General features: G+C 70.9%; 18 protein-coding genes and 2 pseudogenes. 10 read left to right on the top strand and 10 right to left on the bottom strand.

Translation table 11 applies throughout. From position 1 onward, the window contains the following. Positions 1-80 precede the first annotated feature (80 nt). Entirely contained in the window at positions 81-1,733 is a 1,653-nt protein-coding gene (locus K228_RS0113420; RefSeq protein ID WP_025618904.1) for a tetratricopeptide repeat protein, read from the top strand. Between the two features lie 11 nt (positions 1,734-1,744). Here K228_RS0113420 and K228_RS0113415 read toward each other — a convergent pair whose 3' ends face one another. Both K228_RS0113415 and K228_RS0113410 read right to left on the bottom strand, forming a co-directional pair. Beyond that, a complete protein-coding gene (locus K228_RS0113415) occupies positions 1,745-3,073 on the bottom strand; it encodes a sensor histidine kinase (protein WP_025618903.1) in 1,329 nt (442 codons plus the stop codon). A 116-nt stretch (positions 3,074-3,189) separates the two neighbouring features. Beyond that, positions 3,190-3,849: a response regulator transcription factor gene (locus K228_RS0113410; protein ID WP_025618902.1), complete on the bottom strand. Its 660-nt coding sequence runs from the start codon at positions 3,847-3,849 to the stop codon at positions 3,190-3,192. 96 nt (positions 3,850-3,945) lie between these two features. Between K228_RS0113410 and K228_RS0113405 the strand changes: the two genes are divergently transcribed. After that, positions 3,946-5,055 carry a LolA family protein gene (locus tag K228_RS0113405; protein WP_025618901.1) on the top strand — a complete coding sequence of 370 codons (1,110 nt, stop codon included), beginning with the start codon at positions 3,946-3,948 and terminating at the stop codon, positions 5,053-5,055. A gap of 306 nt (positions 5,056-5,361) precedes the next feature. Then, on the top strand, positions 5,362-7,584 hold the full coding sequence (locus tag K228_RS0113400; protein WP_188116201.1) for a HelD family protein: 2,223 nt from the start codon (positions 5,362-5,364) through the stop codon (positions 7,582-7,584). Between the two features lie 90 nt (positions 7,585-7,674). On the opposite strand, the gene K228_RS0113395 is transcribed toward K228_RS0113400, so the two are convergent. Then, positions 7,675-8,082, bottom strand: coding sequence for a hypothetical protein (locus K228_RS0113395; protein WP_025618898.1), 408 nt, complete (start codon positions 8,080-8,082; stop codon positions 7,675-7,677). Positions 8,083-8,356: 274 nt separating this feature from the next. Between K228_RS0113395 and K228_RS0113390 the strand changes: the two genes are divergently transcribed. Then, positions 8,357-8,695: a hypothetical protein gene (locus K228_RS0113390; RefSeq protein ID WP_080671595.1), complete on the top strand. Its 339-nt coding sequence runs from the start codon at positions 8,357-8,359 to the stop codon at positions 8,693-8,695. A 78-nt stretch (positions 8,696-8,773) separates the two neighbouring features. Here K228_RS0113390 and K228_RS0113385 read toward each other — a convergent pair whose 3' ends face one another. The 3 genes from K228_RS0113385 to K228_RS0113375 all read right to left on the bottom strand — a co-directional run bounded on the left by K228_RS0113385 (position 8,774) and on the right by K228_RS0113375 (position 11,005). Further along, positions 8,774-9,850: a sporulation protein gene (locus tag K228_RS0113385; protein ID WP_188116199.1), complete on the bottom strand. Its 1,077-nt coding sequence runs from the start codon at positions 9,848-9,850 to the stop codon at positions 8,774-8,776. 70 nt (positions 9,851-9,920) lie between these two features. Then, positions 9,921-10,136, bottom strand: a complete 216-nt coding sequence (locus K228_RS0113380; protein WP_025618895.1) for a DUF397 domain-containing protein — start codon at positions 10,134-10,136, stop codon at positions 9,921-9,923. Then, entirely contained in the window at positions 10,133-11,005 is an 873-nt protein-coding gene (locus K228_RS0113375) for a helix-turn-helix domain-containing protein (RefSeq protein WP_025618894.1), read from the bottom strand. The genes K228_RS0113380 and K228_RS0113375 overlap by 4 nt, the downstream gene beginning before the upstream one ends. A gap of 447 nt (positions 11,006-11,452) precedes the next feature. On the opposite strand from K228_RS0113375, the gene K228_RS0113370 reads away from it, so the two are divergent. Further along, positions 11,453-11,704 carry a DivIVA domain-containing protein gene (locus K228_RS0113370; RefSeq protein WP_025618893.1) on the top strand — a complete coding sequence of 84 codons (252 nt, stop codon included), beginning with the start codon at positions 11,453-11,455 and terminating at the stop codon, positions 11,702-11,704. 46 nt (positions 11,705-11,750) lie between these two features. Here the strand turns inward: K228_RS0113370 and K228_RS0113365 are convergent, their stop codons facing one another. Further along, on the bottom strand, positions 11,751-13,589 hold the full coding sequence (locus tag K228_RS0113365) for an RCC1 domain-containing protein (protein ID WP_025618892.1): 1,839 nt from the start codon (positions 13,587-13,589) through the stop codon (positions 11,751-11,753). A 129-nt stretch (positions 13,590-13,718) separates the two neighbouring features. Between K228_RS0113365 and K228_RS30175 the strand changes: the two are divergent. Together K228_RS30175 and K228_RS29520 are read left to right on the top strand one after the other, a co-directional pair. Next, a pseudogene (locus K228_RS30175) lies at positions 13,719-13,853 on the top strand (VOC family protein); the annotation flags it as partial. Positions 13,854-13,865: 12 nt separating this feature from the next. Continuing rightward, positions 13,866-14,120 (top strand): hypothetical protein, encoded by a 255-nt coding sequence (locus K228_RS29520; RefSeq protein ID WP_080671599.1) that lies wholly within the window; start codon positions 13,866-13,868, stop codon positions 14,118-14,120. 710 nt (positions 14,121-14,830) lie between these two features. Here the strand turns inward: K228_RS29520 and K228_RS25600 are convergent. Together K228_RS25600 and K228_RS0113350 are read right to left on the bottom strand one after the other, a co-directional pair. Next, positions 14,831-16,537: pseudogene (locus tag K228_RS25600) on the bottom strand (RCC1 domain-containing protein). 148 nt (positions 16,538-16,685) lie between these two features. Then, entirely contained in the window at positions 16,686-17,804 is a 1,119-nt protein-coding gene (locus tag K228_RS0113350) for a CapA family protein (RefSeq protein ID WP_025618891.1), read from the bottom strand. Between the two features lie 139 nt (positions 17,805-17,943). Between K228_RS0113350 and K228_RS0113345 the strand changes: the two genes are divergently transcribed. The 3 genes from K228_RS0113345 (at position 17,944) to K228_RS0113335 (ending at position 22,132) form a co-directional block, all read left to right on the top strand. After that, positions 17,944-18,768, top strand: coding sequence for a universal stress protein (locus K228_RS0113345; protein WP_025618890.1), 825 nt, complete (start codon positions 17,944-17,946; stop codon positions 18,766-18,768). 98 nt (positions 18,769-18,866) lie between these two features. Further along, positions 18,867-21,263 carry a phosphoketolase family protein gene (locus K228_RS0113340; protein WP_029723558.1) on the top strand — a complete coding sequence of 799 codons (2,397 nt, stop codon included), beginning with the start codon at positions 18,867-18,869 and terminating at the stop codon, positions 21,261-21,263. Between the two features lie 2 nt (positions 21,264-21,265). Next, positions 21,266-22,132, top strand: a complete 867-nt coding sequence (locus K228_RS0113335) for a universal stress protein (protein ID WP_025618889.1) — start codon at positions 21,266-21,268, stop codon at positions 22,130-22,132. 6 nt (positions 22,133-22,138) lie between these two features. Here the strand turns inward: K228_RS0113335 and K228_RS0113330 are convergent, their stop codons facing one another. Beyond that, positions 22,139-24,019 carry a heavy metal translocating P-type ATPase gene (locus tag K228_RS0113330; RefSeq protein ID WP_025618888.1) on the bottom strand — a complete coding sequence of 627 codons (1,881 nt, stop codon included), beginning with the start codon at positions 24,017-24,019 and terminating at the stop codon, positions 22,139-22,141. Positions 24,020-24,239 lie beyond the last annotated feature (220 nt).

The following is a 24,239-nucleotide window of genomic DNA, read 5'->3' as shown; positions in this document are numbered from 1 at the left end:
CGGGGCCGACAAAAGCAGCGCGGGGAAACCCGACCGGCGCGGGGCTTGTACATACCGTTGCTGGTTAAGCACGATGGGGCGTGCCTTCTGGCTTCGGTGAACTGACTGACCACGCGCATCAGCTGGTGGCTACCGGCGATCTCGCCGGCGCCCAACGGCTCCTCTCCGATGCGCTGGCCGACGCCGATCCACGGCCCACCAACGCCAGCGCCGAGTTAGCCGAGTTGGCGAGCCTGCAGGCGCGGGTGCTGGTGGGGCTCGGCGATCCGCAAGCCGCGCGGGGTTGGGCCGCCTACGCGTACGCGGCCAGCAATCACCTGCACGGCCGTTCGGACGAACGGACCGTCGCGGCTGCCGCCACCCTGGCCGCAGTGCTGCACCGGGTCGGTAGTTGGTCCCGAGCGGCCCGGATCTACCAGGAGGTGATTATCGAGCTGACCGCCTTGGACGGTCCGGAGTCGCTTCGCGTTCTCGCCGCGCACGCCGATCTGGCCACGCTGGAGTACGCCCGCGGCCAGTGCCAGGTAGCCCGCGACCGGCTCGCCGACGCCTGGGAGTTGCACCGCGAGGTGTACGGCGACGGGCATCCCAGCGGCATCAAGATGCTCGCCCGGCTCGGCGCGATGCAGCGCGACTGCGGGCTGGTCGGTTCGGCGCAGGAGAGCCTGGCGCTGGCCGAGGGGTTGTGCCGCCAGCACCTGGCCGCGGAGGATCCCCTGGCGGGGCAGGTGGCTGCGCTGGGCCGGGCCGACGCCGATCCGGAGCACCGCTGCGCACCCCACGGGCGGGAAGCCCCGATCGTGCCGGCGGCTCGAACGCCCCCGCCGGGAGACGGGCCGATCCTCCCCGAGGACCGACCGTCACCGGGAGACGGGCCGTTCCCCGACGACCGGCCACTCCCCGACGTCGCACCGCTGGCTGAGGACGGGCCGCAGCACCCATCGCAGCCCGGGTATCAACCAACCGACCTGTACTTTCCGCCAGAGCCGGACCGGCCGGTGGCCGAGGAGCATCCCGCGGCCGGGTACTCGCCGCCGCCGGCGGTCCCGACGCCCCGGCTACCGCTGGAGAGTGCCGCGTTCCACCAGCCACCCGAGCCCTTTCCACCGGATTCACCGGGCAGCGGGGGCGAGTACGACCCGTGGTGGCGCGAGTCGTCGACCGAACAGTGGGGTGCCGCCGTACCCCCAGCGGTGTTGCCCCTGACCCACCTGGAGGAGGCCGACGGGGTCCGCCGGATCGAACCCCACGGGCTGCCTGACGCGCCGACGGACGAGCCGTCGCGGCTGTTGCCGGTGCCGGTGCCGCGCGCCACCCGGCCGTCCCGGCACCGGCTGCCACTCGTGGTGGGTGTGGTGGTGGTGCTGCTGGGGACGGCCGCGGTGATCGCTGGGGTTTCCCAGTTCGACGGTTCGCCGCCGCCGGCGACGAAACCCCCAACCGACTCTCCGGCCACACCGGCGGGCGCTCCGCCTGAAGCGGTGACCCTGACCGACAACCGGGACAACGTCGCCCTGCGCTGGACCTACCCGGAGGGAGGCACGGGCCCGGTGGTGGTCTCGGGAGGCCAGCCCGGCGAGTCGCAGACCGTCTTCGCCAACCTGCCCGCCGGCAGCACCGAATTCGTCGTGTACGGGCTCAACGGTGGCGACGACTACTGCTTCGCCGTGGCGGTGGTGTGGTCGACGGAGACGATCGCCCGGTCCGAGGAGGTCTGCACCAACCGCGGTTGACGCCACGTCCGCTACTCGGGGGACAGCGCGGGCAGCGTCACCCGGACGCGCAGGCCCGGCGGCGGGTCGGCGTCAGCGAGGTCGACCCGACCGCCGGCCCGCCGCACCAGCTCGCGCACGATGGCGAGTCCGAGGCCGGCGCCGCCGGCGTCCCGGTCGCGGGCGGCATCCAGCCGGGTAAACCGGCCGAAGACCCGTTCCCGGTCCGCCGCCGGGATGCCGGGCCCGTCGTCGGTCACCGTCACCCGGTGGTACGCGGGCCCGTCCGGCTCTGCGCCGAGCAGCACCCGACTGCGGGCGTGCCGTATCGCGTTGTCGACCAGGTTGACCAGCACCCGGCGCAGTTCCTCCGGGTCGCCGACCGCCCAGAGCGGCGACACCGACGGTGCCACGTGGACGCTCCTGGCCGGGTAGCGCGCGGCCACCTCGGCCAGCAGGGCGCCCAGGTCGACCGGCCCGGTGCCGCGGGCGGGCGGGGCCTCGTCGAGGCGGGCGAGCAGCAGCAGGTCGTCGACGAGCCGGCCGAGCCGTTCGGTGTCGGCCAGCAGGTCCACCGAGACGGCGGGCCAGTCGGTCCGCTCCCCCAGCCGCTGCGCGACCTCGAGTTCGGTCCGTAGGTTGGTCAGCGGGCTGCGCAGTTCGTGCGCGGCGTCGGCGACGAACGCCCGCTCCCGGTCCCGGCTGGCGCGCAGCCGATCCAGCATGTTGTTGAGGGTCACCGCGAGCCGGTGGATCTCGTCCTGCGACGCCGGTACGGGTAGCCGGCCGCGCCCGTCCCGACCGGTGATCTCCTCGGCGCCCCGGCGCAGCGCCTCCACCGGGCGCAGCGTCGCACCGACGGCCCGCCAGGCCACGAGGGCGAGCAGACCCACCAGCGGCGGAAAGCTGACCAGCAGGATGGTCTGGACGACGTGGATACTCTGCCGCACGTCCACCAGCGAGCGGGCGACCAGCACGGTGAGCGGGTCGCCGTCGGTGCCGGCCGGGACGGCCACCACCCGCATCGGTCCGGTCAGCCCCATCCGTTGCCCCGGCACGGTGATGCCGGCTCGGGCGGTGCGGTCGACCTGGTCCGGCCGGACCATCGGCACCAGCCGGTCGGCGTCGATGGAGGCGGCGCGGACCCGTCCCGCTGTGTCGATCACCTGTACCCGTACCTGACTGCCGGCGACGGGCAGGGGGTCGGGTAGGGCGTCTTCGGCGGCCAGCAGTGCGATGGCGTCGGCGGTGCGCAGCGCCTCCGTGTCGACGTTGCGGTGCAAAGTCCAGTTGAGCACGGCCAGTAGCACCAGGCCGCCGACGGCGAGCCCCGCCGACACGCCGAGTAGGCCGATCGCCATCAGCCGTCCGCGGAGGCCGAGGGGGGTCCAGGGCCGTCGTCCGCGCGCCCCTCGCGCGGCGTCGGGTGGGGGGCCGGCGCCGGGGCGGGGGCGATCGGCGGGGGCGGCGGGTTCGGTCATGCGGTGACGAGGCGGTAGCCGGCCCCGCGGACGGTCTCCAGGCGGTCTCGGCCGAGCTTGCGCCGCAGGTAGCCCACGTACACCTCCACCGCGTTCGGGGCGGTCTCGATGCTGGCGTCCCAGACGTGGTCCAGGAGTTCGATTTTGGAGACCACTGTGCCGGGGCGGCGCATCAGGTAGTCGAGCAGGGCGTACTCCCGGCCGGTCAGGGTGACCTCGACGCCGCCGCGGGTCACCCGCCGCCGGGCCGGGTCCAGCCGTAGGTCCCCCACGGCCAGCACGGCCGGCCGCTCCGGCGCGCCGCGGCGCAGCAGGGCGCGCAGCCGGGCCAGCAGCACCACGTACGAGAAGGGCTTGGTGAGGTAGTCGTCGGCCCCGCAGTCCAGCCCGTCGGCCTGGTCGTACTCGCCGTCCTTGGCGGAGAGCATGAGCACCGGCAGCCAGCACCGTTCGGCCCGCAGTTGGCGGACGACCTCGTAGCCGGAGAGGCCGGGCAGCATCACGTCGAGGACCATCGCGTCGTAGTCGCCGTGCCGGGCCGCCGCCAGCCCGCCCGGCCCGGTCGAGGCCACGTCCACCACGAACCCCTCGGCCTGAAGCCCCCGCTGCAGGGCGGCCGCCAGCCGCGCCTCGTCCTCCACCACCAGCAGTCGCACGGGGTCAAGAGTGCCACCGGGCCACGCGCGCCGGAAACGCCGTCCTCAGCGTCCGCACAGGGTGCGTTCGGCAGGATGGTCGGCAGGAGGTGCCCGATGTCCGTTCTGACAAGCCGTCCCGCCCTACGGTGGCTGGTCCCGGTGGCCGCCGTCGTGACCGTCATCGGCGGCGGCGCCGCGCTGGGCCGTTTCGCTGCCGAAGCCGAGCCGAGCCTGCCGCCCCGATCCGCCGCCCAGCTTTTGGTCGATCTCCAGACCGCCCGCTTCGAGGGTCTGTCCGGCACCGTCGTGCAGCGGGCCGACCTCGGTCTACCGCCGATCGCCGGGTTGCTCGCCGAGAACGGTCCGGCCAGTCTGCTGACCGGCTCCCACACGTTGCGGGTCTGGCACTCCGGGCCGGACCAGCAGCGGATCGCGTTCGTGGACACGCTCGGGCAGCGGGACTACATCCGCAGCGGGCGGGACGTGTGGCTGTGGAACAGCCAAACGAACACGGCTACCCACCGGGTGCTGCCCGAGGGCGAGGAGGCGGCGAACCCACCAGAGGTGCCGGCGACGCCGCAGGAGGCCGCCGCGCAGGCCCTCGCCGCGGTTGATCCGACGACCGAGGTGAGCGTCGGGCGGTCGGCCACGGTCGCCGGGCGGGACGCCTATGAGCTGGTGCTCGAGCCCCGGGACGCCGCCTCCCTGGTGCACCAGGTCCGGATCGCCATCGACGCGACCGAGCACCTGCCACTGCGGTTCGAGGTCTTCGCCGAGGCCGGTGATCCCCCGGCGTTCGAGCTGGCGTTCACCCAGATCGACTATGCCCGACCGGATGCCGACCAGTTCACCTTCAACCCGCCGCCGGGTGTTCAGGTCACCGAGCAGCAGGGCTGGGCGCACCCCGAGCACCCCGAACAGCCAAAGCACCCCGAACGGCCGGGAGCGGCCAACGACAGTGGGCAGCCCGACCTGCGTACCGTCGGCACGGGCTGGGCCACGGTGGTGGTCGTGGAGGTCGACGAGGCGGTGCGTCCCACCGGTGCCGCCGAGGAGGCGCCCGACCTGGACCTGCTCGCCGGACAGTTGCCGGCGGTCCAGGGTGACTGGGGCAGCGGTCGACTGTTCCGCAGCGAGCTGGTCACGGCGCTGCTCACCGACGACGGCCGGCTGATCGTGGGGGCGGTCTCCCCGGAGCGACTGTACGAGGTGGCTCGGGGCTGACGCTTCGTCCGCCGACAACCCCGGGGCCCGCACGCGCGGGGCCCGGGGTTGTTTGCCCACACCTCGGGGGCGTTACCCACGCCCGGCTCTGCCACCGAATCGCCATGGGCACCCCCGGCGGTCACGCCGCCCGGTATCCTGACCAGTTCAGGGAACAAAAAAGAACGGCACGCAGCCGTTCCTTCGGGCAAGGGTAGCGAATTGCGAGATGGCTTGTCAAGTAACTCCGGCGTTTCACAGCACTCCGGCGGTCCCGGCGATTCGCCGATAGACGACGAACTCGGCCAGGAGCAGGAGTACGTCTCGATGCTCTACGGCCGGCTGGACGCGCTACGGGAGCAGGCCACCCACCGGCTGGCCGAACAGCTCCGGGCGACCGGTGGCACCCTCCAGGCCCGCTCCCAACGCGACAGCGCGGTACGGATGTACGGCGAGCAGGTGGAGCAGTACTCGGCGGTCGAGCAGGGCCTGTGCTTCGGCCGACTGGACACCGACGACGGCGGCCGGCACTACATCGGCCGGATCGGAATCTTCGACACCGCCGGCGACTACGACCCGCTGCTGATCGACTGGCGCGCCCCGGCGGCGCGCGCCTTCTACCTCGCCACCGCCGCCAACCCGCAGGGCGTCCACCGACGACGGCACCTGCGGACCCGGCAACGCAAGGTCACCGGCCTCAACGACGAGGTGCTCGACCTGGCTGCCGCCTCCCCCACCGCGCACGAGGAGCTGACCGGCGAGGCGGCGCTACTCGCGGCCCTCACCGCCGGCCGCACCGGCCGAATGCGGGACATCGTCGAGACCATCCAGGCGGAGCAGGACACGGTCATCCGGGCCGAGCTGCCGGGCACGCTGGTGGTGCAGGGCGGTCCGGGCACCGGCAAGACCGCGGTGGCGCTGCACCGGGCGGCCTACCTGCTCTACACGCACCGGCGGGAACTCGCCACCCGGGGCGTGCTGCTGGTCGGGCCGAACGCGACCTTCCTGCGCTACATCTCCCAGGTGCTGCCCGCCCTCGCCGAGACCGGTGTGCTGCTGCGTACCCAGGCTGATCTCTTCCCCGGGGTCACCGCGCGCCGCACCGAGGCGGCCGAGACCGCCGCGCTGAAGGGCCGCGCGGTGCTGGTGGATGTCCTCGCCGCCGCGGTCCGGGACCGGCAGTGGGTGCCGGACGAACCGCTGGAGATCGAGCAGCCGCAGCGGGAGATCCTGCAGCTGCACCCGGAGACCGTCCGGGCCGCCCGGGACCGGGCCCGCCGGTCCGGCCGGCCACACAATCTCGCCCGGGCGGTCTTCGATGTCGAGGTCGTGCACGCGCTCGCCGCGCAGGTCGCCGAGCGCATCGGCGCCGACCCGCTGGGTGGGGAGAACCTGCTCGAGGAGGCCGACCGCGCCGAGATCCGGCGGGAGCTGCGGGACGACCCGGAGGTGCGGGCGGCGCTGGACCAGCTGTGGCCGCTGCTCACCCCACAGCAGTTGCTCGCCGACCTGTACGCCGACCCGGCGCGGATCGCCACCGCCGCGCCCATGCTGACCGAGGCCGAGCAGGGCCTGCTGCACCGCCAGCCGGGTGGTTGGACACCGGCCGACGTGCCGCTGCTGGACGAGGCGGCCGAGCTGCTCGGCGAGGATGACCGCGCCGCCGCCGCCCGCCGGGAGCGACTGCGGACCCTGCAGCGGGAGTACGCCGAGGGGGTGCTGGAGATCGCCCGGGGGTCCCGGTCGATCGACGTGGAGGACGAGGCGGACGGAGGTGAGATCCTCGGCGTCACCGACCTGCTCGACGCCGACCGGCTGGTGGAGCGGCAGGAGGAGGGGGACCGGCTGACCACCGCACAGCGGGCCGCCGCCGACCGGAGCTGGGCGTTCGGCCACATCATCGTGGATGAGGCGCAGGAGCTGTCGCCGATGGCCTGGCGGCTGCTGCTGCGCCGCTGCCCCAGCCGATCGATGACCATCGTCGGCGATGTGGCGCAGACCGGCGCGTTGGCGGGCACCGCGTCCTGGGCTGACGCCCTCGAGCCGTACGTGGCGCAGCGTTGGCGGCTGACGGAGCTGGCGGTCAGCTACCGCACCCCCGCCGAGATCATGGCGGTCGCCGCGGAGGTGCTCGCCCAGATCGACCCGACGCTGCGCCCACCCCGGTCGGTACGGTCCACCGGTGTGCCGCCGACCGATCGGGCGGTGGCGCCGCAGCGGCTGGCGGCGGAGCTGGTGGACACGGCGACCGCTATGGCGGCGACCCGCACCGACGGCCGGCTCGGGGTGATCGTGCCGGCCGCCCGCATCGCCGACCTGGGTCCCGCCCTGGCTGATGCCATTCCGGAGGCCACCATTGGTGAGCAACCCGACCTGAAGAGCCGTACCGTCCTGCTCACCGTCGCCCAGGCCAAGGGGTTGGAGTTCGACGCGGTCCTGGTGGTCGACCCCGACGGGATCGTCGCGGAGTCCCCGCGCGGTCGTAACGACCTGTATGTGGCGCTGACCCGCGCCACCCAACGCCTGACGATTCTGCGCCCCACCTCCTGACCGCCGTCCAGACCGTCGATAGCCCGAACGCCGACCGACGGCCTGGCCCGAACCGGGCCAGGCCGTCGGGGCGTGCGGGTCGGCGTGCTGTCAGTCGTCGGAGAGGTTCGCGACGTGTACGCCGGGACCGGCCGCGTCGCTCGTGGAGCCGGCGGTCGGGGTGCTGAGGCCGCCGGTGGTGGCGTCCCCCGTCGTGGTCGGGGCGACCCGGCCCCGGTGCCGTTCCGGTTGCCGGGCCACCCGGCGAACACTGGCCGGGCCGGCGGTCCCGCCGGTCGTCGTGATCGCGCCTTGGCCCCGGGTCGGACCACCGTCGCGCAGCACCTGCGGGTCGATCCGGCTGTGCGCCGGGTCGCCCGGGTCCTCGTCCTGAATGACCCGCTGTACGTCGGTCTGCGGCACGGTCACCTCGTCCAGGACGCCCTCGCCGTACCGGTCGCCGGCGATCCGCTCCTCGGCCCGCCGGGCGGCCTCGTTCCGTGTGTCGTCGGTGCGCACGTCGCATCACCTCGCAGACTCGTCGGAAGTCTCCTTGGGTTCCCGCCTCCGGGCCGGCCAAACCCGCCGGGCCGGCCGGGGCGGGGTTTACTGCCCCCGGCCGGTCGGGTAAACCCGGGGTGCCCCCGCCACGAACCGTGCCGTGGCCGAGACGCGGTAGCGGGGCGAGGGATCTCAGGTACTCATCAAATCCGAGGAGGACCAGATGAGCACAGAGGCTGCATCCACCAGGCCGAGGAACCGACCCCCGGCGGAGGCCCAGAGCCGGGAGCGCATGTCGGAGTTCCAGAACCGGGACCGCTTGCAGGACGCCCCGACTCGGCCGATGCGGGCGATGGACAACGGGCACCGGGAGCAGATGTCGGCTCCGGACACGGAGACGAAGAACTCGTTCCTGACCACCGAGTTCTGGATCTACGCCGGCGCGGTCACCCTGGTGGTGATCTCCGCCTTCTGGCGTGGGTCGGGCACCAACGGGTTGAACATCAACGACCCGATCTTGGCGTGGTGGTTCCTCTCCGCCCTGACCGCCGCGTACCTGATCAGTCGGGGGTTGGCGAAGGCCGGCTCGGACCGGCGGCTCACTGATGAGCGGGGCATGGCCCGGCGTTAGCCCGACAACGACGGAGGGTGCCCTCCGGGATCTACGTCCCGGCGGGCACCCTCTGTCTGGATGACTTTCGAGGTCTGCCTACTCGTCGAAGCCGAAGTCCTCGGCGAAGTCCCCTTCGACCGCGTCCTCGATCATCTCACCGGCGATCATGCCGCCGGCCACACCGAGGGCAGCACCGGCGATCACTCCGCCCATGCCCATCCCCCGCTGGCCGTGCTGCTGCGGAACGCCGAAGCCCTGCGCCCGCAGGCTGCCGTAGCGGGAGGTCGTCTCCCGCAGCCACCCGTCCACCACCTGCATCCAGTCCACCCGGTCGGCGTCCTGGTGGGCGACCTGGTAGCGGCCGAAGACATCCTGCCCGGAGGTGAAGAAGCCGCCGCGCTTGTCGCACTCCAGGATCACGTCCACACCGTGCGGGTTGGTGACGAACGTGAGCTCCACCTCGGTGATCGTCTGCGCGTACTGCGGGGAGGCGAAGAACTCGATCTCCTGGTAGAACGGCAGCGTCTGCTGCACCCCGTAGAGGGATCCGCGCTCCAGGTCGGCGTTCTTGAACCGGAAGCCGAGCCGGGTGAAGGCCTCCAGGATGCGCTCGTGCACCGGCAACGGGTGCACATTGACCTGGTCCAGGTCGCTCTTGTCCACGGCACGGGCGATCGCCAGCTCGGTCCGCAGCCCCATCGTCATCCCGTGCAGGCGCTGGCCGTACACGTCGGTGATCGGGGTCTCCCACGGCACCGGCAGCTGGAACGGGATCGACAGCTGCTGCTGGGGAGCCAGTTGCAGCGGCCCGGAGACCGGCATCCGCTGGAACTCCATGAGCCCCGCGTACTCCGTGTCGTGGCCCTCGATCTCGACCCGGGTGACCAGGCCGACGACAATCTGCTCGATGGCCGCCGGCGAGTCCCCGCCGATCAGGTTGACCTGGCCGTCGAGGGCCAGGCCGGGCCGGGTGTTGGGGTTCGTGAGGACGGTGTCCACGCTGGGTCCGCCTACGCCTAACGCGCTCAACATTTTCTTGAAGACCATCGGAACTCCCGCTGGGTCTGGTGTCGCACTCTCCTGGAGCCGACGGTGACGGTGTGCACCGTACCGGATGCTGTCGAGAGGCCGTCGCAAGTCTCCCACCAGCGCCGGGTCGGCCGCCACCTCCACCGGACACTCCCGTTGCTGTGGACGCTACCCGGCACCGGCAACCAAACCCACGGTCCGGCTCGCCGACGGGCTAGGCGAAGTCGAACTCGCCGTCGCGCACACCCCCGACGAACGCCGCCCACTCCTCGGCCGTATAGATAATCGTGGCCGCATCGGGGGCCTTGCTGTGCCGCACCGCCACCCGACCCGACCCGTCAAGCAACGGCCCCGCCTCGACGCAGTTGCCGCCGTGGTCCGGGCTCCTGGTGCTGATATGCCAAGCAACGTCGGGCATGGTGTCGCTCATGACAACTCCTCCGCAAGTGCAGAAATCAGCCTCGCCGACTCGCGCACGGTGAGTGCGGCCTCCCGGAGGCGATCGTACGCGCGGACATATCGCAGCGCCTTGTCCGACTCCATGAAGAGCCGTCCGCCAAGCGTCTCGGCATGCGCGACGTCGGTGTAGGGCGGAGGCATCTTGAAGAGCCAGAACGTGCCGTCCAAGCCCGCGTGCAGACCGAGGGCTGTGGACAGGACCCGAATCTCGACCGTCGGCTTTCTCAGTGCCTGCACCAGGTGGTCGAGCTGGGCCGCCATTACCTGCCGGCTCATCACCGGACGCCGTAGGGCCGACTCCTCGACGATCACGGCGAGTCGTGTGCCGGTGGGCTGTTCCAACAGGCGCTGCCGGTCCATCCGGAGTTGAACCCACTTCCGGATCTGCACCTCGCTGGTAGAACTGGCCTCGGCGTTCCGGATCACCGCCTCGGCGTAGTCCCTGGTTTGCAGTAGGCCGGGTATGAGCAAGGAGGCGTAGGTGCACACTTGGTCCGCTCTCGACTCGAGCCAGGGAAAATCTATGAATGACGTGTCATAGATCGTCTGATCGAAGTCGTTATCCCAGCGGTCAACCCGCCAGGCGTCCTGTGCAAGCTGGATGATCCGGGTTCGTTCCCGCTCGTCGTAGACCCCGTAGAGATCCAACAGTTCCACCACAAGATCTCGACGGAAAGGCCACTCGGCTCGCTCGTACCGTGCCAGCGACGAGAAGTCCCGCTCCAGGAACTGGGCCACGTACTTGAGCGTCAGGCCACGTCGCTCGCGCAGCTCCCGCATCTGTTGGCCGAGCCACTGTGCCCGAAGCGTCCGTACGAAGGCTTCTCTTTTGACGGCCATGCTCACCTCTCCACGCATCCTGCCGAAATGGATCCGTTGGTGTCGTTGCACCAATACCGAGGCCACTGGAAATGTGGCCTTCGGGTGAGGGTGATCACCGGCCCCCGGGGACGCCCGGTGCAAGCACAGCAACCGCGGCTGTGCCAACAGCCGAGAAGGTGACGAGAGACGGCCTGGCGTGTGGCAGACGCATACCGGCTCTCGTCGGGCCTCAACGTGGAGCCGCGATAAGCGCGCATTACGGCTCCGACCGACTTGACGAATACCTATCACGGAAAGGCGGGCCCCCGCGACCCTGCCTCGCTGCGAACTGACACCACCCACCGGCAGCCCGGTGGCCGTACCGCCGAGGAGGGCTGCGGTCGTCGGGCGGGGCGGCCCTGCGCCGGAAATCTCCCCCCTCCGTCCAGGGCCGCCCCTTCCAACGCCAACGAAGGGAACCGATCAATGCGTCACGGCACCGTCTACGGCGGCACCGAGCAACTCCATCCCCGCCTCGTCCGCGAACGGAACTTCGCCACGGTGGGCCTCGGCCGACGTGGCCTGGACCCCCAGGAGGTACGGCACTTCCTGCACCGGGTCGCGCACGAGTTGGCCACTCTGCGGCAGGAGGTAGCTCGGCTCCACGACGAGAACACCCGAATCAAGCGGGCGCTGCGCGACTGGCAGAGCGCCCAGTCCCGACGACGCATACCCTGACCGACACCGGGCCCCCAATCCGCCCCCGACGGTCCGTACATCTAGATCATCTTTTTGCCCCTGGTGTCACGGTTCTTCCGAGCACCCCGACCAGGGCCGCGCCGGTGAGGGTGAGCAGGAATCCGACTGTGAGGATGGTAAGCAGACTGACACCTGTCACTGGAAGGATGGGCTTTCGGACCATGACGGCCGTGGGGTTGGATGTTGAGGCTGGGCAATGGTCGTCGCCGTTGTAGCGCGCCTGGATGCTGTGTTTGCCAGGTGTCAGACGTTTGACCGTACGGGTTGCGGTGGCGGTGGGGCTGCCGGACAGATGTTCAGTGCCCAGGACCTTCGTGCCGTCCAGGAAGGTCACGGTCCCCGTGGGAGTGCTCGCGGTGCAGGTCACGGTAGCGGTAAGAGTGACGGGTTGATCCGGTTTCGGGTTCGGTGGGGACACCTGCAAGGTCGTGGTTGATGTCGGCCGGACGATAGCCAGACTGTGGAAGCCGCCGCCGGCGACGGCGGTGATCGTGCTGCCGGCCGGCACATCCACCGCAACCGGGCTGCTGCTGTTGACGGTGGTCCCATCACCCAGCTGGCCGGACCCGTTGGCGCCCCAAGCCAGCACGGTGCCGGCGGAGGTCAACGCCAGACTGTGGGCGGCCCCGGCGGCGACGGCGGTGATCGTGGTGCCGGCCGGCAGATCCACCGCAACCGGGGTGCTGCTGTTGGTGGTGGTCCCATCACCCAACTGGCCCAAGGCGTTGAGGCCCCAGGCCAGCACGGCGCCGGCGGAAGTCAACCCCAGACTATGGCGGTTGCCGGCGGCGACGGCGCTGATCGTGGTGCCGGCCGGCAGATCCACCGCAACCGGAGTACTGCTGCTGATGGTGGTCCCATCACCCAACTGACCCAAGTCGTTAAGGCCCCAGGCCAGCCCCGTGCCGACGGAGGTCACCGCCAGACTGTGGAAGCGGCCGCCGGCAAGGGCGGTGATCGTGGTGCCGACTGGCAAGTCCACCGCAACCGGAGTACTGCTGCTGATGGTGGTCCCATCACCCAACTGACCGGAACCGTTGGCGCCCCAAGCCAGCACGGCGCCGGCGGAAGTCAACGCCAGACTGTGGAAGCCGCCGCCGGCAAGCGCGGTGATCGTGGTGCCGACTGGCACATCCACCGCAACCGGAGTACTGCTGCTGATGGTGGTCCCATCACCCAACTGACCGAAGTCGTTGAAGCCCCAGGCCAGCACAGTGCCGGCGGAAGTCAAGGCCAGGCTGTGGGAGTTGCCGGCGGCGATGCCGATGATCGTGGTGCCGACTGGCACATCCACCGCAACCGGAGTACTGCTGCTGATGGTGGTCCCATCACCCAACTGACCGAAGTCGTTGAAGCCCCAGGCCAGCACAGTGCCGGCGGAAGTCAAGGCCAGGCTGTGGGAGTTGCCGGCGGCGATGCCGATGATCGTGGTGCCGACTGGCACATCCACCGCAACCGGGGTACTGCTACTGGTGGTGGTCCCATCACCCAACTGGCCGGAACCGTTGGCGCCCCAAGCCAGCACGGTGCCAGCGGAGGTCAACGCCAGACTGTGCAGGCCGCCGCCGGCAAGCGCGGTGATCATGGTGCCGGCCGGCAAGTCCACCGCAACCGGGGTACTGCTGTCGGCGGTGGTCCCATCGCCCAACTGACCGGAACCGTTGGCGCCCCAGGCCAGACCGATACCAGGAGGGCCGGCTGCCGCCGACGGCCCGCCCCGCGCGCTCGCGCGCGCCGCGCCGACCGCGGTTATGCCCAGCACGATCGCCAACATCAGCGACACCGCGAACAGCCCCCGCAGATTCGCGGGCCGGGCCCGCCTTCTCCTCACATCCGCAACTCTGCCGGTCCAGAATCTTGCCACTTACCCCTACCCCAGCCTTGTCGAAAGCTCACCTGCCGCAAGGTATAAGCGAACGAAGCAGACATAAGTGACGAGTGACCTGAAGCCGAAGAACGACCAGAACGGAATCCCGGCGAATCGACCGTCCCGCTGTTGCCTTGCGCCGCCATCGACGACATTGTCGACTTCTACGAGGTCCTCGGATTCCACGCCACGTACCGGCAACACAAGCCCAACCCGTACGTGGCATCGCAACGCGAAGACCTGCATCTGCACTTCTTCGAGAGAGGCTACGGCATGGCGTTCAAGCTGGTCCTGGGCCTAGCGTTGGTCATTGTCGGGGCGGTGCTCAGACTGTTCTTGCCGGACAGCAAGTTGTTTTGGTTCCAAGGTGGACCACTCGGCCTGGTGCTCATCCTGGTGGGTGTGATCGATTTGTTCGAAGCTCTCCGCCCTCGCCGGAGGTCGAAACACAGTGGGACTCTTGGCCAGCTCGCCGACGATCTGGGCATCGGCTCCCGGGATCGCCGGCTCGACGACCTGCCGCGCTGACAGTCCAACGTCGGCGCTGGAGGGAAGCACCGCCGGCGCGGCATCCGCCGGGAACGCGAAGGGCAAGACCCGGGACGCCCACTGCCGCACCTGTCGACGACCGCGCAACCGCACCACCATGACCGCTGGGCCACGTTGTTGGAGGAGCTGGGTTACGCGCTCACCCGGGCCTTTCCGCCTTCGCCACGCCCATCGAATAACGTGATCGGGGTCGGTCAAGACGGTCCGCAGCGGCGGCTCGACGTTGCCGTTCCACAGCACCTCGCGCCGCCAACGACGGGCCATGGTGCGGGCGATCACCTGCCGCATCACCAACTGCCGGGGATGGTCCAGCCACACCACCAGATCGGCTTTGCCGGAGAGTTTGTCGCCGAGCTTGGCGGTGTACTGCCATTCGGTCACCCAGCGCGGCCCAGCGGCAAATCGGCTCACGTCGTCAGCGAAGCTCGGGCGCGGCACCCAGTTCTCGCCGTGGTGCAAAGCGTCCAGCTCCACCCGAGGGAGCTGCCATGCCTCGGCGAGCAACGTCGCCAGGCTCGGCTTTCCCGCTCCAGAGGTACCTGCGACCAGGACTCGGCACGGCCGCCAGGGTAGCGGCTCACGCCAGCTCAGTAACGGCATGGCGGCATCCTTCGGGCCCGGCCAGCGACCTCCGCCGCTGTTGAGCCCGGGCCGGTGGTCCGCGCGGTCCCAGGGCCACGCCTGCTGGCTCATGGGGGATGGTGTCCGCGTCGGGGTCGGCGGGCGAGTTGGATGAGGGCGGCGCCGGTGAGGACGAGCAGGGTGGCGACGCCGACGGTGGTGGGCAGGTTGGGGCCGGTGATGGGGAGGTCCGGGTCGGTGGGAGTGTCCGGGTCGGTGGGGGTGTCGATGGTGATGGTGGTGGCCTCGGACTGGCTGTTGGGGCAGGTGTTGGTGCTGGCGTAGTGGGCGGTGAGGGTGTGGGGGCCGGGTGGGAGCGCGGTGGTGTGGGTGGCGGTGTTGCTGCTGCCCAGGGGCACGGTGGCGAGATCGGTGCTGTTGCTGCGGAAGGTGACGCTTCCGGTGGGGGTGTCGGTGGTGCAGGTGACGGTGGCGGTGAGGGCGATGTCCTGATCGGCTGCCGGGTTTCGGGGTGAGACCTGCAGGGCGGTGGTGGACGCTGGTGGCGGTGCGACCAGGGCCAGACTGTGGACACTGCCGGTGGAGATGGCGGTGATCGTGGTTGCCGTGGGCAGACTGGCCGCGACGGGCGTCCGACGAACGGTGGTGGTCCCGTCACCCAACTGGCCGACGATATTGCCGCCCCAGGCGAGGACGGTGCCGACAGAGGTGATCGCCAGGCCGAAGAGATCACCGGCGGTGACCGCGGTGATCGTGACGCCGGGGGGGCAGGCTCACCGAGCCGGGCGTGTTCCGGTCCCTGGCGGTCCCATCACCCAATTGACCCCAGTTGTTGCTGCCCCAGGAGAGAACAGTGCCGACCGAGGTCAACGCCAGACTGTGGGTGAGGCCGCCGGCGACGGCGGTGACCGTGGTGCCCGGGGGCAGGCGGACGTGAACGGAGGCGTCGCGGTTGATATTGCTCCCGTCGCCCAGCTGGCCTACGAAGTTGTTGCCCCAGGCACGGGCGTTGCCCGCCGAGGTCACCGCCAGACTGTGCGAGCCACCACCGGCGATAGCGGTAACAATCGTGCCCACCGGCAACCCCACCACACCGGCGTACTGCGGTTCATCGTGCTCCCGTCGCCCAGCTGAGCGGAGGAATTGTCACCCCAGGCGAAGACGGTGCCGGCCGAGGTCAGCGCGAGACTGTGCACGCCACCGGCGGCGACCGCGGTGATCACCGTGCCGGGCGGGAAACTCACCGCCACCGGTGTACTGCGGTTCGTCGCAGTCCCATCACCCAGCTGACCGGTCGAATTGTCACCCCAGGCAAGGACGGTGCCGGTCGAGGTCAACGCCAGACTGTGGTTGAAGCCGGCGGCGACGGCGGTGACCGTGGTGCCCGGCGGCAGGCGGACGTCAACGGGAGTGCTGCGATTGATGTTGCTCCCGTCGCCCAACTGGCCAACACGGTTCCTGCCCCAGGCGAGAACGGTGCCGGCCGACGTCACCGCCAGACTGTGCGCATCACCGCCCGCGACAGCGGTCACCTCAGCACCGGCGGGCAGGCCCACGGGGACGGGTACGGTGCGGTAGTTGTTGGTGGTCCCATCCCCCACCTGGCCGTAGTAGTTGTCCCCCCAGGCGAGGACGGTATCCGATGCGGCAGCGGTCGGGGACTGTGCGACCGGCGTCTGCTGCGCGACCACGGGCACCGCACCAACCGCCTGGGTGACCGTCATGGCCACCGCGAGGGCGAACCAACCCCCGACGGTCTTTCTCGCCCAGCGCGCTCGGGCAGCACGCCCTGCCGACTGGCGGAATCTTCGCACCGCTCGACACCTCCGAGCGAACCACACCCGCAAATAGGATGAAAACCATCTTTACCAGCCTATTGCGTAAAAGCCAGGAGAAACGCGTGGCGTGCAGTTCGCGGACAACCGAGACCAGGAGCGATCCGTACCCCTTGACCTGGAACGGTCAGACGCGGACCAGAACCTTGTCGTCAACCACGTCGAAGGTCGTGTTCATCCCGGCCTCGGCCGTGATCTCCGCCAGGTAGTCGCGGACCGCACGCCCCTCGGGCGTATCCGCCGGGTACGGCACCGGCTCGTTCTCCTCATTGATCACCACGGGCAGGATCTCGACCCGGCTGATGCCGCCGCCCGCGATGTGCAGCCGGACGATCGCCGAGTTCCGCCCTTCCGCCGCCAGATCCCGGCCGGGGTTCAGCTCCTGGTGGAACCGGTGGGCCTCCGTGAACCACTCCTGGCTGAACGACTTCCACCAGCTCTCGTTGAAGTCGAGGGCGAAGTTGCCGAGGCTGTAGAAGATCGCCTTGCCCTGGTAGATCTCGACCGGTTTGAGGATGTGCGGATGATGCCCGAGCACCGCGTCCGCACCGGCTTCGATCGCGGCATGGGCCACCACCGGCTGATAGTCCGCGAGCTTCGAGCGCTGGAAGTGCAGGCCCCAGTGGAGCGACACGAGCAGCACGTCCACCTCCTCCCGCAGCCGGGAGATGTCCGCGGTGAGCGCCGCCAGATCGGCGTCGTTGGTGTGCGTGGAGATCAGGGCCGGGCCGCCGGGCTGATCGGGCTCGTACGGTTCGTAGTGCGTCATCGCCCGGATCGGCGCCACCCCGTGCTTGTTCCGCCCGGCGTAGTAGCCGTCCGGCGCGACCGAACAGTAGGCCAGGAAGCCGACCCGGGTGCCGTCGCGCTCGACGATCCCCGGCCGCCGGGCCTCATCGATGTCGGCTCCCGCACCCACCACGGTGATGCCGTCGCGCCGGAGCCGCCCGATGCAGTCGAGCAGCGCGTCGGAGCCCCAGTCGCCGGTGTGGTTGCTCGCCATCGAGATGACATCGAAGCCCGCGTGCGGGAGCGCGGCATAGTTCGACACGTCGTGCGGGACGGCGCCGCGCGGCCCGGAGGAGCCCCGGGACCCCTCGTCGGAGTACGCGGTCTCCAGCTGACCGAAGGTGACGTCGGCCTCGACCAACTGGTCCCGCGCGTGCCGGAATATCTCGTGCGGACAGTCCCGCGCGATGAGCAGGTCTCCAACGGCGGCGACAACGAACCCCTCAGCATCACCCACAGCATTGACGCTAACACCGTCGGTAACTAGCCACCGGTGGATCGCGGCGCGTGCTGCGCCGATCCCGCCCCAGCGCCGCACCGCCCGGACTAGCCTCGGGGCAAAAGGCCGAGCGGGTGCCTGCGGAGGTGATGCCGACATGGCGGCAGCCAGTGATGCGCCAGTGCTCGCCGCCGTCGGCTCGGAGCAGGACCTACCGCTGGTCGACCTCGCCGCACGGGAGGCCGCCGCGTTCGGGCATCCCCTCCGGCTGATCCACACCTTCGACTGGGGAGCCGCCTTCAAGGCACCATCGATCGCCGGTACGCACGACGCGGCAGCGGAACTCCTCGACCGCGCTGCCAAGGTCGCCCAGGAGATCGACGAGACACTGTCGGTGCGCCAAGACATCACCGAGGGCTCTACCGTGGAGACGCTGATTCGCAAATCGGAGACGGCCTTCCTGATCGCCGTCGGCGACAGCGGCATGAGCACGCGAGAACCCGGCTGCTCCATCCCCGCCGACACGCCGGTGGTGCAGGTCGTCGCCCGGGCCGGCTGCCCAGTGCTGGTGGCCCGCCAGGACACCCCAGCGAAGGGGCCGGTGCTGGTGGGAGTGGACGGCTCGGTCGGCTCCCGCCAGGCCCTGAAGTGGGCGTTTGACTGCGCCGTCCGCCGGGCCGGCCGCCTGGTCGCCGTCCGGGTGGTTGAGCGGGGCCACGACGACGCACCGGAGATCCTCGCCGAGGTGGTAGCACAGGTCGGCGGCCCGGAACCGGGCGTGCCGGTGGAGTGTCACACCATCCGGGGCGCTCCGGGCGATGTCCTGGTGGAGCAGTCCCAATCCGCGCAGCTGGTGGTGGTGGCGGCGCGCGGCCAGCAGCCCGGCCGGGGAATGATCGGCTCAGCCTGCCAGGCCGTGCTCTACCACTCGCCCACGCCCATGGTTGTGGTGCGAGGACTCGCCCCGGCGGAGAGTCCGTGAGACCCGGGACCAACGCCTCTTAACCCGGCAGTAGCCGTCGGCGAGGCTAACCACAACGCCCCGGATGCGCCACACCCGACCGAGAGGCTTAGGTAAGCATGAACATCGCAACCGCCCAGCACAATCCCCTGACTGAAGAAGAACTACGCCGGCTGGACGCGTACTGGCGGGCGGCGAACTACCTCACGGTCGGGCAGATCTACCTCCGGAGCAACCCGCTGCTGCGCGAGCCGCTCACCGTGGAACACGTCAAGCCGCGCCTGCTCGGGCACTGGGGCACCAGCCCCGGCCTGAACCTGCTCTACGCGCACCTCAACCGGGTCATCGTCGCCCGCGACCTGAACGCCATCTACATCACCGGTCCCGGCCACGGCGGTCCCGCGATCGTGGCGAACACCTGGCTGGAGGGCACCTGGAGCGAGCTCTACCACGGCACCTGCCAGGACGAGGCCGGCATGGCCCAGCTCTTCTGCCAGTTCTCCTTCCCCGGTGGCATTCCCAGCCACGTAGCCGCGGAGGTGCCGGGATCGATTCACGAGGGAGGTGAGCTCGGGTACGCGCTCAGCCACGCCTACGGTGCCGCGTTCGACAACCCGGACCTGCTGGTCGCGTGCGTAATCGGCGACGGCGAGGCCGAGACCGGGCCGCTGGCCGGTAGCTGGCTGTCGAACGTCTTCCTGAACCCGGCCCGCGACGGCGCGGTGCTGCCCATCCTGCATCTCAACGGCTACAAGATCGCCAACCCGACGGTGTTGGACCGGCTCCCCGAGTCCGACCTGCTGGATCTGATGCGCGGGTACGGCCACGAGCCGTACCTGGTTGCCGGGGACGATCCGGCCACGGTGCACCAGGCACTCGCCTCGACCATGGACCGGGCGCTGGACGAGATCGCCGCCATCCAACAGCGGGCCCGCTCCGGTGGCAAGGTGGAGCGCCCGCGCTGGCCGATGATCGTGCTCCGTACGCCGAAGGGCTGGACCGGCCCGCGCGAGGTTGACGACAATCGGGTCGAGGGCACCCACCGCGCCCACCAGGTGCCGCTGTCGCAGGTACGCCAGGACCCGCAGCACCTGGCCGAGTTGGAGCGCTGGCTTCGCAGCTACCGCCCGGAGGAGCTCTTCGACGCGACCGGGGCACCGGTGGCCGAGCTGTTGGACCTGCCGCCGAAGGGCGACCGCCGGATGAGCGCCAACCCGGTCGCCAACGGCGGGCAGGTGCTGCGTGATCTGGTCCTGCCCGACTTCCGCGACTACGCCGTCGACGTGCCGCGCCCCGGTACACCGGCCACCAGCGCAACCGGCGCGCTCGGCAGCTGGATCCGCGACATCATCGCGGCGAACCCGGAGACATTCCGGCTCTTCGGCCCGGACGAGGTCGCCTCCAACCGGCTCGGCGCCGCCTTCGAGGTCACCGACCGGGCCTGGGTGGCGGCCACCGTCCCCGGGGACGAGAACCTCTCCCCCGACGGTCGGGTCATGGAGGTGCTCTCCGAGCACCTCTGCCAGGGTTGGCTGGAGGGCTACCTGCTGACCGGCCGGCACGGCCTCTTCACCAGCTACGAAGCATTCATCCATATCGTCGACTCGATGGTCAATCAGCACGCCAAGTGGCTGAAGGTGACCCGGGACATCCCCTGGCGACAGCCGGTGGCCTCGCTGAACTACCTGCTCTCCAGCCACGTCTGGCGGCAGGACCACAACGGCTTCTCGCACCAGGACCCGGGCTTCATCGACCATGTCGTGAACAAGAAGGCCGAGGTGGTCCGGGTCTACCTGCCACCGGACGGGAACACCCTGCTCTCCACGATGAGCCACTGCCTGCGCAGCCGGCACTACATCAACGTGGTCGTCGCGGGGAAGCAACCCCAACCGAGCTGGCTGTCGATGGACGAGGCGATCCTGCACTGCCGGCGCGGGCTCGGCATCTGGGACTGGGCCAGCAACGACGACGGTACGGAGCCGGACGTCGTGCTCGCCTGCGCCGGAGACGTACCGACGCTGGAAACCCTCGCGGCGGTCGACCTGCTGCACCGGCACCTGCCCGAGCTGAAGGTCCGGGTGGTCAACGTGGTTGACCTGATGCGCCTGCAACCGTCGAGCGAACACCCGCACGGGCTGCCGGACTCGGAGTTCGACACCATCTTCACCACCGACAAGCCGATCATCTTCGCGTACCACGGCTACCCGTGGCTCATCCACCGGCTGACCTACCGACGGACCAACCACTCCAACCTGCACGTTCGCGGCTACAAGGAGGAGGGCACCACCACCACCCCATTCGACATGGTGATGCTCAACGACCTGGACCGGTTCCATCTGGTCATCGATGTGATCGACCGGGTACCCGGGCTCGGCGCGCGGGCCGCGCACCTGCGGCAGGAGATGGTGGACGCCCGCCAGTCGTGCCGGGACTACACCCGCCGGCACGGCGCCGACGACCCGCGGGTGGCGCAGTGGCGGTGGGTCCGCGAGACTGACGCCGACCCGAGCGAGTAGCAGTGAACGGAACCGAGATCCTGGTCGGCTACGACGGCTCGCCGGACGCGGTCCGGGCCAGGGGGTGGGCGCTGGCCGAGGCCGGCCGGAGTGGGCGGTCGGTGCACCTGGCGTACGTCTTCGAGTGGCTCACCATGGCCGGGTGGACCGGCCCTGGTGGGGGGCCCAGCATCTGGCCCGACGACACCGCTCGACGGCAGGCGGAGGAGCTGGTGCAGCAGGCCGCCGCGGAGGCGACCAGCCCGGAGCTGACCGTCACCGGTGAGCTGTACGAGGGGCCGCCCGCGCTGGTGCTCCAGGAGCTCTCGGCGCGGGCCGGCCTGCTGGTACTCGGTTCGCGCGGGCTCGGCGGCTTTGCCGGCCTGCTGGTCGGCTCGACGGCGGGATCGGTGGCCGCGCACGCCCACTGCCCGGTGGTGGTGGTCCGGGGGGACGCCGACCGCCGGGAGCGGACCGGGCACGTCGCGGCCGGGGTGGACGGCTCGGAGCAGTCGCTGCTTGCCCTGGGCTTCGCCGTCGAGCAGGCCGCCGCCCGGAAGGTAACGCTGCACGTGCTGCGCGCGTGGCGTTCGTCGCCGGTTCAGCGTCCGCCGTCCGCCCCGGATGCCCGAGCGGATGCCGGGGCGGCCCGCGCCGAGTTGGAGGAGTCACTGGCCCGGTGGCGGCGAGCGTTCCCGGATCTCCAGATCACGGTGGAGGTGGCCGAGGGCAACCCGGCCGAGTTGCTCGTGACGGCCAGCCGCAACGCCCAACTGGTCGTGGTCGGCAGCCGAGGCCGCGGCGGCCTGGCCGGGATGCTGCTCGGCTCGGTCAGCCAACAGCTGCTGCACCACGCGCACTCCCCGGTCGCCGTGGTCCGCGAACGGTGAGGTACGTCACCGCCGCAGGGTGGCTGGGCCGAGCAGGGCACGCAACGCGTTGAGGATCACCAGCACGTCGATGCCCTCCTGAAGGAAGGCACCGGCCACCGGCGGCAGCCGTCCGAGGGCGGCGACGAACATGGCCAGCACGGCGAGCCCCATGCCCACCGTTGCGCTCTGCACGGCGATGCGGCGCGCGTACCGGGCGATCTCCACGGCGTCGGCCAGGCGCTCCAGCCGGTCAACGGTGAGCACCGCGTCGGCGACATCCGCCGACGCGGTGGCCCCGGTGGCGCCCATCGCCACGCCGACATCCGCGGTGGCCAGGGCGGGGGCGTCGTTCACCCCGTCGCCGACCATCACCGTGACCGCCCGGTCCACCTCGGCGCGGACCCGATCCGCCTTCTCGGCCGGTGCGCAGCGGGCAAGGACGTCGTCCACCCCGACCTCTCGGGCCACCCGACTAGCGGTGGCCGGGCGGTCACCGGTGACCATGACGATCCGACGCAGCCCCGCCGCCCGCAGCCGGCCGACGGTACGCGACGCATCGGATCGGACCGGGTCTGCCAGCAGGATCACGCCGAGCGGCCCGTCTGCCGCACCGACCCACACCAGCGAGTGCCCAGCCTCCTCGGCGCGGTCCCGGGCCGAGGACGCCCACTCTGGCGGCGTGCTGTCGAGCTGCCCCACCCATAGGTCACGGCCCTCCACCCGCCCGCGTACGCCCCGGCCCGGCTCCTCGGTGACCCCCTCCGGCTCGGCGAGGCCGAGCTCTCGCTCCCGCGCCCCCTCCACCAGGGCGGTGGCCAACACGTGTGGGGAGAGCTGCTCCACGGAGGCGGCGAGGCGCAGCACCTCGTCGGCCGTGGTCCCCGGGGCCGGCACCGTCTCGGCCACCTGGGGCCGGCCGGCGGTCAGGGTTCCGGTCTTGTCCACCAGCAGGGTGCGGGCCCGGCCGAGCCGTTCGAGGGAGCCGCCGTCGCGGACCAGGACACCGCGCCGGGCGGTACGGGACAGGCCGGAGACGATGGCGATCGGGGTGGCCAGCAGCAGTGGGCAGGGCGTAGCCACCACCAGGACCGCCACCGCCCGGACCAGGTCGCCGGAGACCAGCCAGCCCAGCCCAGCGAGCAGCAGGGTGAACGGAACGAAGGCGACGGCGTACCGGTCGGCCAGCCGGACCGTCGGCGCCTTCTGCGCGGTGGCCTCCCGGGCCAGCCGCACGATCCCGGCGTACGTGCTGGACGCCGCGTCCGCGGTCGCCCGCAGCCCGAAGGCGGCGCCGGCGTTCACCACGCCGCTGCCCACCCGGTCCCCCGCGGCACGTTGGGCCAGCCGTGACTCTCCGGTCACCACCGACTCGTCGAGCGTGGCAGCCGCCGCGAGCTGCCCGTCGACCGGCACCACGTCGCCGGGGCCGACCAGCAGTTCGTCGTCGGCGACAACCTGGTCTGCCGAAACCACCTCGATCGTCCCGTCCGCGGCGCGCCGGCGCGCGGTACGCGGGGCGTGCGCGAGCAGCGCACGGAGGTCGCGGGTCGCCCGGCCCTGGGCGTACGCCTCCAGCGTCCGGCCGGTGGCCACCATCACCGCGATCACCGCCCCGGCCAGGTACTCCGCCACGACGAGCGCGCCCGCCAGCGCGAGGACGGCGATGACGTCGACGCCGTACCGCCGGTGCCAGAGCTCGCGCAGCATCGACCCGGCGGCCGGCACCAGCGCAGCCACGGTGGCGGCGGCCCAGAGCAGGTCAGCGAGGCCGGACCGGCCGGCGAGCCGCGCCACCACGCCAGCGAGCACCAGCGCGGTCAGCCCGACCAGCGGCGCCCAGAGCAGCCAGCCGCCCGGCCCGGACCGCGCCGGCTGCTCGGGCACGCACTCCGGCTCCGCCGCCATCACCGAAATCGTCCCAGCGGGTCGACCGGAGTGGGCGGTGCATCGCAGAAACCCACCGGGTCGAAAGTTGTCCCAGCAGGCCGGCCGAGGTGAGCGGTGCATCACCGAACCCACCGGGTCGAATGGTCCGGCGGCGACGGGACCTGCGCCCTATGTGATCGGCGGACGAATGTCGCAGGATGGATCGGCAACCGCACCCGGGTGCCCTCCGGGTGCGGCA

The organism is Salinispora cortesiana, assembly GCF_000484695.1.
GTDB lineage: Bacteria > Actinomycetota > Actinomycetes > Mycobacteriales > Micromonosporaceae > Micromonospora > Micromonospora cortesiana.
This window is presented reverse-complemented; position numbering and strand designations above follow the sequence as displayed.